This window comes from Gordonia sp. B8661-1, from assembly GCF_059427765.1.
Window position 1 is genome coordinate 44,535 of sequence record NZ_JCAHRL010000012.1, and the last position, 12,940, is coordinate 57,474.

At 65.6% G+C, this 12,940-nt stretch carries 12 protein-coding genes; 8 read left to right on the forward strand and 4 right to left on the reverse strand.

Annotation, left to right across the window (positions count from 1 at the left end):
• Positions 1 to 4: 4 nt before the first annotated feature.
• Complete coding sequence (locus tag AC4JJG_RS19630) at positions 5 to 1,036, reverse strand: LLM class F420-dependent oxidoreductase (RefSeq protein ID WP_495400580.1); 1,032 nt, start codon at positions 1,034 to 1,036, stop codon at positions 5 to 7.
• 92 nt (positions 1,037 to 1,128) lie between these two features.
• Complete coding sequence (locus AC4JJG_RS19635) at positions 1,129 to 2,244, reverse strand: NAD(P)/FAD-dependent oxidoreductase (RefSeq protein WP_495401008.1); 1,116 nt, start codon at positions 2,242 to 2,244, stop codon at positions 1,129 to 1,131.
• A gap of 87 nt (positions 2,245 to 2,331) precedes the next feature.
• On the opposite strand from AC4JJG_RS19635, the gene AC4JJG_RS19640 reads away from it, so the two are divergent.
• The 7 genes from AC4JJG_RS19640 (at position 2,332) to AC4JJG_RS19670 (ending at position 9,578) form a co-directional block, all read left to right on the forward strand.
• Positions 2,332 to 2,673 (forward strand): nitroreductase/quinone reductase family protein, encoded by a 342-nt coding sequence (locus AC4JJG_RS19640; protein ID WP_495400579.1) that lies wholly within the window; start codon positions 2,332 to 2,334, stop codon positions 2,671 to 2,673.
• Positions 2,674 to 2,680: 7 nt separating this feature from the next.
• Positions 2,681 to 3,100 (forward strand): helix-turn-helix transcriptional regulator, encoded by a 420-nt coding sequence (locus tag AC4JJG_RS19645; protein ID WP_495401007.1) that lies wholly within the window; start codon positions 2,681 to 2,683, stop codon positions 3,098 to 3,100.
• Positions 3,101 to 3,128: 28 nt separating this feature from the next.
• Positions 3,129 to 3,539 (forward strand): VOC family protein, encoded by a 411-nt coding sequence (locus tag AC4JJG_RS19650; RefSeq protein WP_495400578.1) that lies wholly within the window; start codon positions 3,129 to 3,131, stop codon positions 3,537 to 3,539.
• Between the two features lie 69 nt (positions 3,540 to 3,608).
• Positions 3,609 to 5,987 carry an ATP-binding cassette domain-containing protein gene (locus AC4JJG_RS19655; RefSeq protein WP_495400577.1) on the forward strand — a complete coding sequence of 793 codons (2,379 nt, stop codon included), beginning with the start codon at positions 3,609 to 3,611 and terminating at the stop codon, positions 5,985 to 5,987.
• A gap of 134 nt (positions 5,988 to 6,121) precedes the next feature.
• Positions 6,122 to 7,570: a cytochrome P450 gene (locus AC4JJG_RS19660; protein WP_495400576.1), complete on the forward strand. Its 1,449-nt coding sequence runs from the start codon at positions 6,122 to 6,124 to the stop codon at positions 7,568 to 7,570.
• A gap of 206 nt (positions 7,571 to 7,776) precedes the next feature.
• Positions 7,777 to 8,970 carry an SfnB family sulfur acquisition oxidoreductase gene (locus AC4JJG_RS19665; RefSeq protein ID WP_495400575.1) on the forward strand — a complete coding sequence of 398 codons (1,194 nt, stop codon included), beginning with the start codon at positions 7,777 to 7,779 and terminating at the stop codon, positions 8,968 to 8,970.
• Between the two features lie 116 nt (positions 8,971 to 9,086).
• Positions 9,087 to 9,578, forward strand: coding sequence for a nuclear transport factor 2 family protein (locus tag AC4JJG_RS19670; RefSeq protein ID WP_495400574.1), 492 nt, complete (start codon positions 9,087 to 9,089; stop codon positions 9,576 to 9,578).
• Positions 9,579 to 9,592: 14 nt separating this feature from the next.
• On the opposite strand, the gene AC4JJG_RS19675 is transcribed toward AC4JJG_RS19670, so the two are convergent.
• Entirely contained in the window at positions 9,593 to 10,663 is a 1,071-nt protein-coding gene (locus AC4JJG_RS19675; protein ID WP_495400573.1) for a DUF6670 family protein, read from the reverse strand.
• 8 nt (positions 10,664 to 10,671) lie between these two features.
• A complete protein-coding gene (locus AC4JJG_RS19680) occupies positions 10,672 to 11,136 on the reverse strand; it encodes a carboxymuconolactone decarboxylase family protein (RefSeq protein WP_495400572.1) in 465 nt (154 codons plus the stop codon).
• 96 nt (positions 11,137 to 11,232) lie between these two features.
• On the opposite strand from AC4JJG_RS19680, the gene AC4JJG_RS19685 reads away from it, so the two are divergent.
• Positions 11,233 to 12,924: an AMP-binding protein gene (locus tag AC4JJG_RS19685; RefSeq protein ID WP_495400571.1), complete on the forward strand. Its 1,692-nt coding sequence runs from the start codon at positions 11,233 to 11,235 to the stop codon at positions 12,922 to 12,924.
• Positions 12,925 to 12,940: the final 16 nt, after the last annotated feature.

Genomic DNA, 12,940 nt, shown 5'->3' on the forward strand with positions numbered 1-12,940 from the left:
AGGGTCAGACCAGCGAGGCCAACTGTTCGACCTCGGCGACGCTGCCGGGGGAGACCAGCATGGTGGTGACACCCGCGCGTTCCCACACACCGATCTGTTCGCGAACATGGTCGATGTCGCCGACGATCGCCGAGTCCTCGACGACCTCGTCCGGGATGACCTGTGCTGCTTCGTCTTTGCGGTTGTTCCGGAACCGTGCGGTGACCTCGTCGACGACGTCGCCGTACCCCATGCGGCGGTACACCTCGGCGTGGAAGTTGGTGTCCTCACTGCCCATGCCGCCCATGTAGAGGGCGAGGAAAGGTTTGATGGCCGCGAACGTGGCCGCACGGTCGTCGGTGATCACGATCTGGGCGGTCGCGCAGATCTCGAAGTCCTCTCGGCTACGACGTGCACCCGGACGTGCGAAGCCCTCGTCGAGCCAGGAGTTGTACATGTCGGCGAGCCGCGGGGTGTAGAACAGCGGCAGCCAACCATCGGCGATCTCCGCGGCCAGCGCGATGTTCTTCGGGCCTTCCGCGCCCAGCATGACAGGGATGTCGGACCGCAGGGGATGGACGATCGGCTTGAGGGGTTTGCCGAGACCCGACGCGCCGGGCCCGTCATAGGGCAGCGGATAATGTGGTCCGGCATTGATGACCGGCTCCTCGCGCGCCCAGACCTTGCGCATGATGTCGACGTACTCCCGGGTCCGCGCAAGGGGTTTCGCGAACTTCTGCCCGTACCAACCTTCGACGACCTGGGGTCCGGAGACGCCGAGCCCGACGATCATCCGGCCGCCGGACAGATGATCGAGAGTGAGGGCGGCCATCGCACAGGCCGTCGGGGTGCGCGCGGACATCTGCAGCACGGAGGTCCCCAGCCGAAGCCGCTCGGTCTTCGCACCCCACCACGCGAGCGGCGTATAGGCATCCGAACCCCAGGCCTCGGCGGTGAAGATGGCGTCGAAGCCGGTGCGCTCCGCCGCGGCCACGAGCACGCCGTGATTGGTGGGCGGCTGTGCCGCCCAGTAGCCCAGCTGCAGACCGAGTTTCATCGTGCTCCTGTCGTGGTGGCGGAATCGCCTGGACACAGTCCGGATGTGCCGCAGGCAGCTATGTCACTCACCCTAGCCCTGTCGGTGGTGCCTTAGACCAGAAGTTCGACGACCATGTCGGCCAACGCAAGGCACGAGGTCAGCCCGGGGGATTCGATGCCGAAGAGCTGAACCACGCCCGGAATGCCATGCTCCCGGGGGCCGATCACGGCGAAGTCCGCAGCGGGTTCACCGGGACCGCTGAGCTTGGGGCGCACGCCCGCGTAGGCCGGCGCCAGGGAATCGTCCGGAAGGCCGGGCCAGTACCGTCGGACCGCGTCGGAGAACGACTGTGCGCGTGATGGATTCACTTGATAGTCGAGTTCACCGACGGACTCATCGTCGGCCAGCCATTGAACGTCGGGCCCGAAGCGGGCGGCGCCGTCGAGATCGAGGGTGAGATGAACCCCGAGTCCGCCGTCGACCGGTACCGGATAGATCAGATGGCGGAACGGGGCCGAGCCCCGGGCGAGCGTGAAGTAGTTGCCCTGGGCAAGATGCCGCGGCGGTATCCGGTTCTTCGGGTAACCGTCGAGAGACGCGGCGACATCCCACGCGGACAGCCCGGCACAGTTCACCAGTCGGCGGCAACGAACGGCACCGCCATCGCCGAATTCCACCACCGATTCGCGGTGGCCGACCCGGCCGCCGGCGACCGCGGTGCGCAAAACCACGTCGCCGCCGCTCCGCTCCAGATCACGCCGGAACGAGCGCATCAGTGCGTGGCTGTCGACGATCCCGGTGGACGGGGAGAGGAGTGCGCCGACCGCCTGGAGGTCGGGTTCCAGATCATGCAGTCGGCCCGCACCGACGTCCTGCAGGTCGTCGACGCCGTTCGCCTCGGCATGAGCACGGATTCGGCCGAGGGCACCCAGCTGGTCGTCGGTGGTGGCGACGATCAGTTTGCCGATGCGGCGGTGGGGAATCGCGTTCTCGGCGCAATACCGGTACAGCAGTTCTCGACCACGAACGCAGGCGATCGCCTTCCGGCTGCCCTCCGGGTAATAGATCCCGGCGTGGATGACCTCCGAATTCCGCGAACTGGTCGCGGTGCCGATCGCGTCGGCGGCCTCGACGACCATCACCTCGTGCCCGGCCAGCGCGATCGCCCGGCCCACGGCAAGTCCGACCACCCCGGCGCCGATGACCACGGTGTCCACCATGTCCAGATGTCCGTTGCTGTCGTCCGAATCGGGCACGGGATCGAGCGTATCCAGCCTGTGGCGTCGCGGACGGCAGTGGGGCACGATCGGAGCATGAACCTCTTTCAGCGCACTGCGGCAGTGTTCAATCGCGGAGTCATCCCGTTGCTGGGCGTGCCCGGCATCGGCCCACTGCTGGGACGCTCGACGACGGTGCTCACCTATCGCGGCCGACGATCGGGCACCGAGTTCCGTCTGCCGGTGAGCTACCGCAGGAAGGGCGACGACATCCTGGTCGCTGTGGCACTGCCGGACAAGAAGAACTGGTGGCGCAACTTCACCGGCGACGGAGGACCGATCGCCCTGACGCTCGACGGTCGTACGCGGACCGGTCATGCGGTGGCCAAGCAGAACGACAAGGGCGACGTCGGGGTCCGCATCACCCTCGACGCGTGACGGCCGGATCGTGGCGACCACACCCGAGCAGCGCCTCGCGGAACTGACGCTGCTCCGGAAGGTCCGCGATCGCATGGACCGCGAGTACGCGCAGCCGCTGGACGTCGCCGAGCTCGCCCGCGGCGTGCACATGTCCGCGGGCCATCTCAGCCGACGGTTCCGCGCGGCATACGGCGAGTCGCCCTACAGCTACCTGATGACCCGGCGGGTGGAACGCGCGATGGCACTGCTCCAGCGTGGCGACATGAGTGTCACCGACGTCTGTTTCGCCGTCGGATGCTCGTCGCTGGGTACCTTCAGCACCCGTTTCACGGAGTTGCTCGGTGTGTCGCCCAGTGTGTTCCGCGAGCAGGGACCCGCGACCGAGGGCATTCCGCCCTGTCTGGCGAAGGTGGTCGCGAGACCGATCAGGAATCGAGAAGCGTAGCCGCTCCCTCGGTTCTAGCGTGATGGGCATGAACATCACCATTCACTACGCATTCCTTCCACACACCGACGCCGAGGCGGCACTCGGCTTCTACCGCGACACACTCGGATTCGAACTCCGGCAGGACGTCGGCTACAACGGCATGCGGTGGCTGACCGTGGGGCCGCCGAATCAGCCGGAGACCGCCATCGTGCTGCATCCGCCGGCCACCGACCCCGGCATCACCGAGGCCGAACGGCAGACGATTTCCGAGCTGATCGCCAAGGGCGTCTACACCGCCATCACGCTGGCCACCGACGACCTCGACGGGCTCTTCGAACGCGTGCAGGCCAGTGGCGCCGATGTGCTCCAGGAGCCGGCCGATCAGCCATACGGTGTGCGCGACTGCGCATTCCGTGATCCGGCCGGCAACCTGGTTCGCATCAATCAGCGCACCTGACGCGGTCGTAGTGCGACACCGATATCCCGTACACCGCCGATCGGCACCCCACCATGGAGAATCAACGGCATGGCCCGCACGACGACCGCAACCAACGCCCACCTCGCCGACAGTCATGACCTCATCCGGGTCACCGGAGCACGTGTCAACAACCTGAAGGACATCTCCGTCGAGATCCCGAAGCGCAGACTCACCGTGTTCACCGGGGTGTCGGGCTCCGGTAAGAGTTCCCTGGTTTTCGGTACCGTGGCGGCCGAATCCCAGCGTCTGATCAACGAAACCTATCCGGCCTTCGTCCAGGGCTTCATGCCGTCGCTGGCCCGCCCGGACGTCGACGTGCTCGAAGGACTGACGACCGCGATCATCGTCGATCAGGAACGGATGGGTGCCAATCCACGGTCGACGGTGGGCACGGCCACCGATGCGAACGCCATGCTCCGCATCCTGTTCAGCCGTCTCGCCACTCCGCACATCGGCTCGCCGCAGGCGTATTCGTTCAATGTCGCGTCGGTGAGCGGAGCCGGTGCGGTCACCCTCAACAAGGGTGGCCGCGAGGTCAAGGAGCGTCGCGAGTTCTCGGTGACCGGAGGCATGTGCCCACGCTGTGAGGGCACCGGGAAGGTCAGCGACTTCAATCTCGCTGCGCTCTATGACGATTCGAAATCGCTCAACGAGGGTGCCATCACCATCCCCGGATACAGCATGGACGGTTGGTACGGGCGCATCTTCCGGGGTAGCGGGCTCTTCGACCCGGACAAGCCGATCAAGAAGTTCACCAAGAAGCAGCTGAACGATCTGCTGTACAAGGAACCGACCAAGATCAAGGTCGAGGGCATCAACCTGACCTACAACGGGCTGATACCGCAGATCCAGAAGTCGTTCCTGTCCAAGGAACTCGACGGTATGCAGCCGCATATCCGGGCGTTCGTCGAGCGCGCGGTGGTGTTCGGCACCTGCCCCGACTGCGACGGAACCCGCCTCACCGAAGCGGCCCGATCGTCGACCATCGACGGCGTCAGCATCGCCGACGTATGCGCGATGCAGATCAGTGACCTGGCGACCTGGGTTCACGCCCTCGACGATCCGAGTGTCGGACCGCTGCTCGAGACGCTCGCCGATACGCTCGATTCCTTCGTCGACATCGGGCTCGGTTATCTGAGTCTGGATCGGTCCTCCGGAACCCTGTCCGGCGGAGAAGCGCAGCGCACCAGGATGATTCGGCATCTCGGGTCCTCGCTGACCGACGTCACCTATGTCTTCGACGAACCGACCATCGGCCTGCATCCCCACGACATCGAGCGGATGAACAACCTTCTGATCCAGCTGCGGGACAAGGGAAACACCGTTCTCGTCGTGGAGCACAAGCCGGAGGCGATCGCGATCGCGGATCACGTCGTCGACATCGGCCCGGGCGCGGGTAGCGACGGCGGAGAGGTGGTCTTCGAGGGCACTGTCGACGGCCTGCGCGCGAGTGGCACGCTGACGGGGACACACCTCGACGACCGCGCTCACGTCAAGGACGAGGTGCGGCAGGGCGACGGCGCGCTGGAGATCCGGGGCGCCGATACGAACAATCTGCGCAACATCGACGTCGACATCCCCCTCGGGGTACTGACGGTCGTCACCGGAGTCGCCGGTTCCGGAAAGAGTTCGCTCATCAGCGGTTCGGTCTCCGATCTCGACGGCGTCGTCGCGATCGATCAGGGAGCGATCCGCGGCTCCCGGCGCAGCAATCCGGCTACCTACACCGGGTTACTCGATCCGATCCGGAAGGCTTTCGCCAAGGCCAACGGCGTCAAGCCGGGACTGTTCAGTGCGAACTCCGAAGGCGCCTGCCCGAACTGCAACGGGGCCGGCGTCGTCTACTCGGATCTGGCGATGATGGCAGGCGTGGCCGCCCCCTGTGAGGTCTGTGAGGGCAAGCGATTCCAGGCGGACGTTCTCGACTATCACTTCGGCGGCAAGGACATCAGCGAGGTGCTCGGCATGTCGGCGGCCGAGGCGGAGACCTTCTTCGCCGACGGAGACGGCAAACTACCTGCCGCACATAAGATCCTGGCCCGACTGGTGGACGTCGGGCTGGGGTACATCCGGATCGGACAGCCGCTCACCACGTTGTCCGGCGGCGAGCGGCAGCGCCTCAAGCTGGCCACCCACATGGGCGACAAGGGCGACATCTACATCCTCGACGAGCCGACGACCGGTCTGCATCTCGCCGACGTCGAACAGTTGCTGGCTCTGCTGGACCGACTGGTCGACTCCGGAAAGTCGGTGATCGTGATCGAGCATCACCAGGCGGTCATGGCACACGCGGATTGGATCATCGACCTCGGTCCCGGCGCAGGTCACGACGGCGGCCGGATCGTCTTCGAGGGAACGCCTGCCGAACTCGTCGCCGACGCGAGCACCCTCACCGGACGCCACCTCGCCGATTACGTGTCAGGGTGAGCGTGTCGCCGATCCGTGACAACGACTGGTGACATTGAGCACTTGTACCCGTAGACTCCCTCAATGGTACGAAACTACAATTTCGTTCCAAGGCAGCGGACGGGGGTCCGCGATGACGTGAGAACGGATGTGCAATGACGCCGACCGACCTGCTTTCACCCACCGCGAAGAGGAAGATCCAGGCTCAGATCGGGGCGCTCACGGAGCGCTATCCGGCCAAGTCGCGGCCGCTCGCGGAACCACCGGCCGGATCCGACCTCAAGCCGGTGATGGGCGACCCGGGCGTGCCGTATCTCGGTCACACGCTCGGCATGTTGGCCGATCCGCTGGCCATCACGATGGAACGTTTCGAGCGCTACGGGCCGGTGTCCTGGTCCGGGTCGCTCGGCATGGAGTTGGTGACGGTGGTCGGTCCCGAGGCCCTCGAGTCGGTCTGGATGAACCGTGACAAGGCCTTCTCCAGTGAAGAGGGCTGGGAGCCGATGATCGGCCCGTTCTTCCGTCGCGGCGTGATGCTCCTCGACTTCGAGGAGCACATGTCACATCGACGCATCCTCCAGCAGGCCTTCTCCCAGAAGAGGCTCGACGGGTACCTCGACCTGATGACTCCCAGTTTCGAACGCGCACTGGACAGTTGGGACGTGGGCAACGGCTTCGCGATGTACACCAACACCAAGGACATGTTGCTGTCGCTGGCGAGCGAGGTCTTCATGGGTGCCCAGATCGGCCCCGAGGCGCATGAACTCGAGGAGGCCTTCGAAGCCGCGGTGCGAGGCGGTCAGGCGATCATCCGATCCGACGTCGGCAACTTCACGTGGGCGCGCGGGCTTCGCGGCCGCGAGCGACTGCAGGCTTACTTCCGCTCCGAGATCGCCGCACGGCGCGCCGGCGAGGGTGACGACCTGTTCAGTGTTCTGTGTCAGTCGGAGAGCGAGGACGGCGAGACCTTCACCGACGAAGACATCGTCAACCACATGATCTTCGCGATGATGGCCGCTCACGACACCAGCACCATCGCACTCTCGATGATGACGCACTTCCTGGGCCGGGACCTGACGTGGCAGAACCGTCTGCGCGAGGAGTCCCTTGCTCTCGGCAAGAAGGCCATCGCCTACGAGGACCTGGACAAACTGCCCGGCCTCGACCTCGCCTTCAAGGAGACGCTGCGCATCAACGCCCCGGTCGGCATGCTGTTCCGCAAGTCGATCAAGGACACCGAGATCGCGGGCCATTTCATTCCGAAGGGCACCCTGGTCGCAATCCACCCGTGGGCGACGATGCTTCGCGAGGAGTGGTGGCCCAACCCCACGAAGTGGGATCCCGAGCGCTTCTCGGCGGACCGTCGCGAGGACAAGGTGCACCGTTTCGCGTGGGCGCCGTTCGGCGGCGGCGCGCACAAGTGCATCGGCCTGTACTTCGGCGGCATGGAGGTCAAGGCGATCATGCATCAGATGCTGCAGCGGTTCGAGTGGACGGTGCCGAGTGACTATCAGCTGAACCTGGCCTACGGCACCGGGCCGACCCCCGCGGACGGTCTGCCCATCGATATCCGTCGGCGTGCCGAGGTCTCGGCCGGGAGCTGACTCCGACTTTCGGTCACCGGGCGCGAAAAGCGCCCGTCCGGCGGATCCCGCTTCGTGCCAGAGGAAATGCGGGACCGCCGGAGTGTCGGCGGCCGGATGTCACCACCATGGTGATCGTCGACGGCCTATAGTGCACATCTGACGGCCGGTGGTGACATGACCGAAGGCCGCCCGATGGTCACGAGTGCGCGGAAGAGGTTGGTCCGATGGGGAATTCGACGACGGTACCGATCCTTTCCGAGGCGGAGGCCGTGACCCGCGCCGCCGAACTGGGCGCGGAATTCGCCAAGGGGGCGGCCGAGCGTGACGCCACCCGGACCAGGCCGCACGAGCAGATCGCGCAACTGGCCGCCAGTGGGCTCCTCGCCATCACGGTGCCCGCTCACCTCGGCGGTGCCGATCTGCCGGCGTCCACCGTCGCCGAGGTCTTCCGATTGATCTCGTACGGCGATCCCAATATCGGTCAGATCCCGCATAGCCATTTCGTCTTCGTCAACCAGTTACGCCTCCAGGGCAGCAGTGAGCAGCAGGCGCGGATTCTGCCGGAACTGCTGCGCGGCAAGACGATCGGGAACGCCCAGTCCGAACGCGGCACCAAACATGTGCGCGACTTCCGTACCACCCTGCATCGCAATGGGGATTCCTGGTTACTCAGTGGCACCAAGTTCTATTGCACGGGAGCACTGTTCGCGGATTGGATCCCGACGCTCGCGCACCTGGGGCCGGATGGTCCGATGCATGTGGCGTGGGTCGCCCGTGACGCCGACGGACTGAGCCTCAGTGATGACTGGGATGCGTTGGGGCAGCGGACCACTGCGAGCGGCACCGTGGAACTGACCGATGTGCGCATCACCGACGACCTCATCACCGACTACTCCGCGACATTCGACGGCCCCACCACCTATGGTTCCTACGCGCAGTTGCTGCACGCGGCCATCGATGCCGGTATCGCGCGCGCCGCGCTGGACGACGCCGCTCAGTTCGTCACGACGAAGAGCAGACCGCACCCGGACGCCAAGGTCGACCGTGCCGCCGATGATCCGCTGGTCGTCCACGCGTTCGGCGAGATGGAACTGGCGGTTCGTTCGGCCGAAGCCCTCCTCGCGGAGGCAGGGCGTGCGGTGGACGCGGCCAATGCCGATCTGAACGCACAGACTGCCGGAGCCGCCGCGCTCGCGGTGGCCGCCGCCCGTGCCGCGACCACCGCCACCTCGGTCGACGTGTCCAGCAGACTCTTCGAGGTGTCCGGGACCCGCGCGGCGGTCGGAGCCGAATCGCTCGACCGGCATTGGCGGAACGCGCGCACGCACACTCTCCACGATCCCGCCGCGTGGAAGGTGCAGCATCTGGGGCGCTGGGCCGTCGAGGGAGTACTGCCGCCGCACACCGGCCAGCTCTGACACGAGGCGTCCGGCGACGGCGTGCCCACAGACCGGGACCGGACCTTGTCCACCCGCTGGTCGGTTGCCTACGGTGACCCGATCGACACGCACGCCGCCGACCCTTCGGGAGCATCATGAGCGACACCACGCCGGACCGTATTGCGATCGAAGAGGTCAAGTACCGATACCTTCGCGCACTCGACACCAAGCGGTGGGATGACTTCGCCGACACACTGACCGAGGACGTCGTCGTCGACTACGGTTCCGACGGCCACGGTGGGCGACTGCGCTACGACACCCGTGACGACGTCGTCGCCTACATGCGAAAGAACCTGGGCCCCACCGTGTTCTCCGAACATCACGTGGGCCACCCCGAGATCGAGATCAGCGGCGACGAGGCCACCGCGGTGTGGTACCTGCAGGACCGGGTTCTGGTGCCGGAGTTCGACTTCCTGCTCTTCGGTGCCGCCATCTACCGGGACCGCTACCGCCGCACTCCGGAGGGGTGGAAGATCTGCGAGACCGGCTATCACCGGACCTATGAGGCCACCGTGTCGCTGAAGGGCGCGAATCTCTCCGTCAAACGTGGTCCTGCCCTGGCCACGGAGGACGGCACGGACAACTGACGCGCTGCCCTCGATCACCCGCTTCTGCGGTCGATGTATTCGATGTAGCCACGTCCCCGGATGTCTCGGCCCTGCCACGTGGCGGAATGTGCGAATCCGCTGACAAATCCACTGCCCAGGCCATAGGTGAACGGGCTGTCCATGGTCGCGGTCAGATCCAGCCAGGTATCGCCGGAGTCGGTGCGGACGATGAAACGGGTGGCGGAGGGGAGAGGCATCGGTATGCCGTACGGAGTCGGTTCGGCATGATCGCGAAGACCCACGATCTCGAATGTCACGTCGGCGAAGCGGGTCGACAGACCGGACCGGGTTCGGAACTGGGCGGTCGTCATGAACTTCTCGCCACCGATTGCGAAGTGGCTCAGCAGGATCTGACTGTCCTCGTCCAGATTCACGATCTGATAGACGAAATGGTCGAGCGGTGCTTTCAGCACTCTCGGCAGAGGTGCCGTCCGGAGCACGTACGGGCTGGGGCAGGCGCCGTACTCGAAGGAGCACAGTCCGCCGACCTCGATCGCTCCGTTTTCGGGGTCGGTGACGGTGCCGTGGTAGTCGGCAAGAAGTCCGAGGTGGCGGTAGAAGGGATTCCGGAAGAACCAGGTGACGGTGTCCGACACGGCCAACCTGAGGTCGATGGAGGTGGCGCCGATCGCGGTGGTCAGACGGTACTCGGGGTAGCCGCCCATCAGCGTGAGGTCGTCGCCGAAGCGGATCAGTGATCCGTCCGGCGTCGATTCGAAATCCGTTCCGACAGCGTAGTTTCCGAAGAGATGAGGATGGGTTGCCGCGGTTCCGGTCACCACCGACGCATTCCGGCGCGGCGGGGCCGCAAGTGCGTGGTCGGTGTCGAAGGCCACCGAACCGGTCGCGCCGATGAGTGACATGACGGAGAAGTACCGATGCGGTTCCGGCAGGTCCGGAATCATCACGCCGTAGTGCGTCCATCCGTATCGGCGTGACGTGACCCGGGGCCGAAGAAGATCGGGTTCGTCGAACGGAGTGCCATCGGAGGCGGCCGCGGTGTCGACGAGCGGCAGCAACGCCCCGAGTGTGCGACGGATGGCGCCGCTGAGATGCCGGTGCACGCGCTCGGCTACGGGCGCGGATGCACGTTGTAGCGGCTGAGAATGGAGACCCGATTGAATGCGTTGATCGTCGTCGCGACCCAGATCAGTACCGAGGTCTGCTCAGTGTCGAGGATGTCGGTGGCCCGGTCGTATGCGGCGTCGGCCGCGTGGTGTCCGGGGAGGCGGGTGACGAGTTCGGCGATCTCCAGTGCGGCCTGGGTGATGTCGTCGTACAGGTTGGGCGCTTCGCGCCAGGCCGGCAGCACCGCGATCTGCTGTTCGGTGACGCCGGCCGTGAGCGCCGACTCATTGTGCAGCGACAGGCAGAACGCGCAGCCGTTGATCTGCGACGCCCGCAGGTTCACCAGCTCGACGACCGACCGGGGCAGACCGACCTCGTCCGCGGCCTTTGCGACCTCGGCGGACACTCCGACCAGCGATTTATAGATCGCCGGAGAAGCCTTGTCGATCCGGACGCGTTCGGCTGCCATGGCCTCAGCGTACGGGACCAGCCGGCGCGTTCCGATCCGCGGCGGCACCCTCTTTCGGGGGTGGCGACGTAGTTGTGTGATCCGGATCATAGCTATATGGGCACCAACTCAGAGCGCTACCGAGCAGGCCGTAATCAGCTCATCGAGCTGATCGGCGACTACGACACCGCCGTCCGCGAATTCCGGTGGCCGGAGATCACCGGGCAGTTCAACTGGGCCATCGACTGGTTCGACGCATTCGCTCGCGGCAACGACGGGCGGGCCTTGTGGATCACCGAACAGGACGGCTCCGAGACCATCGTGACCTTCGACGAGATGGTGGATCGCTCCGATCGCGTCGCGACCTGGCTCCGCGGGTTCGGAATCGGCAAGGGCGACAGGGTGATCCTGATGCTCGGGAACCAGGTCGAGTTGTGGGAGGCCATGCTGGGGGTCCTCAAACTCGGGGCCGTCGTCATGCCGACCACCGCGGCACTCGGCCCCGAAGACCTGCGCGACCGTATCGATCGCGGTGGTGCCCGGGCTGTCATCACCAATGCCGTCGACACCCCGAAATTCGACGGTCTGGACGGTGACTATCTGCGCATCGCGGTCGGTGAGGGCGTGCCGGGCTGGCAGCGGTATGCGGATTCCGCGTCCGTAGAATCGGCGGGACCGTTCACCACGGACACCGAGGTCGGCGATCCGATGCTGATCTACTTCACGTCGGGTACGACGAGCAAGCCCAAGCTCGTGGAGCATTCCCAGATCAGTTATGCCGTCGGTCATTTCACGACCATGGCGTGGATCGGGCTGCGTCCGGGCGACGTGCATCTGGCCATCAGTTCGCCCGGCTGGGCCAAACATGCCTGGAGTTGTTTCTTCGCGCCGTGGATCGCCGAGTCGACGATCTTCGTCTACAACTACAGCCGATTCGATGCGGCCGCCCTTCTCGAGCAGCTACGCCGGGCCGAGGTCAACACGTTCTGCGCACCACCGACGGTGTGGCGCATGCTGATACAGGCAGACCTAGGGGAGCGTCCGCCGGGGCTTCGCGAACTCCTCGGGGCGGGCGAGCCCCTGAACCCCGACGTGATCCGTCAGGTCGAGGAGGCCTGGGGTCTGACGATCCGGGATGGTTTCGGTCAGACCGAGACCACTCTGCAGATCGGCAATACGCCGGGGCAGCCGGTGAAGGGCGGATCGATGGGCCGGCCGATGCCGGGCGTCCCGGTGACCCTGGTGGATCCGGTCACCGGACAGGAGGCCGACGAGGGGGAGATCTGCCTCGACCTCTCGGCGCACCCGATGAATCTGATGACCGGATATCTGGGCGATCCGGTACGCAACGAGCAGGTGACAGCCGGCGGCTATTACCACACCGGTGATGTGGCACAACGTGATCCGGATGGTTACATCACCTATGTGGGCCGCACCGATGACGTGTTCAAGTCGTCGGACTACAAGGTGTCGCCGTTCGAACTGGAAAGCGTGTTGATCGAACACCCGGCAGTGGTGGAGGCCGCCGTCGTGCCTCAGCCCGACGAAACACGCCTCGCCGTACCGAAGGCATACGTCGCGCTCGCCGACGGATGGCCCGCCGACGCGGAGACCGCTCGTGCCATCCTCGAATACTCACGCGATCATCTGGCCCCGTACCTGAAGGTCCGCCGAGTGGAGTTCTTCGAGCTGCCCAAGACGATCTCCGGCAAGATCCGGCGCGTCGAACTGCAGCGGCGCGAGGCGGACGCGCACGACGCCGGCGCCCCGATCGCCACGGAATACCGCTACGAGGACGTGATTCCCTGACCCCGGCCGGTGGCCG

What these genes read in the sequence shown, in the direction of transcription:
- AC4JJG_RS19630 (WP_495400580.1), bottom strand. Translation starts at nt 1,036, where the DNA reads ATGAAACTCGGTCTGCAGCTGGGCTACTGGGCGGCACAGCCGCCCACC.
- AC4JJG_RS19640 (WP_495400579.1), top strand. Translation starts at nt 2,332, where the DNA reads ATGAACCTCTTTCAGCGCACTGCGGCAGTGTTCAATCGCGGAGTCATC.
- AC4JJG_RS19650 (WP_495400578.1), top strand. Translation starts at nt 3,129, where the DNA reads ATGAACATCACCATTCACTACGCATTCCTTCCACACACCGACGCCGAG.
- AC4JJG_RS19655 (WP_495400577.1), top strand. Translation starts at nt 3,609, where the DNA reads ATGGCCCGCACGACGACCGCAACCAACGCCCACCTCGCCGACAGTCAT.
- AC4JJG_RS19660 (WP_495400576.1), top strand. Translation starts at nt 6,122, where the DNA reads ATGACGCCGACCGACCTGCTTTCACCCACCGCGAAGAGGAAGATCCAG.
- AC4JJG_RS19665 (WP_495400575.1), top strand. Translation starts at nt 7,777, where the DNA reads ATGGGGAATTCGACGACGGTACCGATCCTTTCCGAGGCGGAGGCCGTG.
- AC4JJG_RS19670 (WP_495400574.1), top strand. Translation starts at nt 9,087, where the DNA reads ATGAGCGACACCACGCCGGACCGTATTGCGATCGAAGAGGTCAAGTAC.
- AC4JJG_RS19680 (WP_495400572.1), bottom strand. Translation starts at nt 11,136, where the DNA reads ATGGCAGCCGAACGCGTCCGGATCGACAAGGCTTCTCCGGCGATCTAT.
- AC4JJG_RS19685 (WP_495400571.1), top strand. Translation starts at nt 11,233, where the DNA reads ATGGGCACCAACTCAGAGCGCTACCGAGCAGGCCGTAATCAGCTCATC.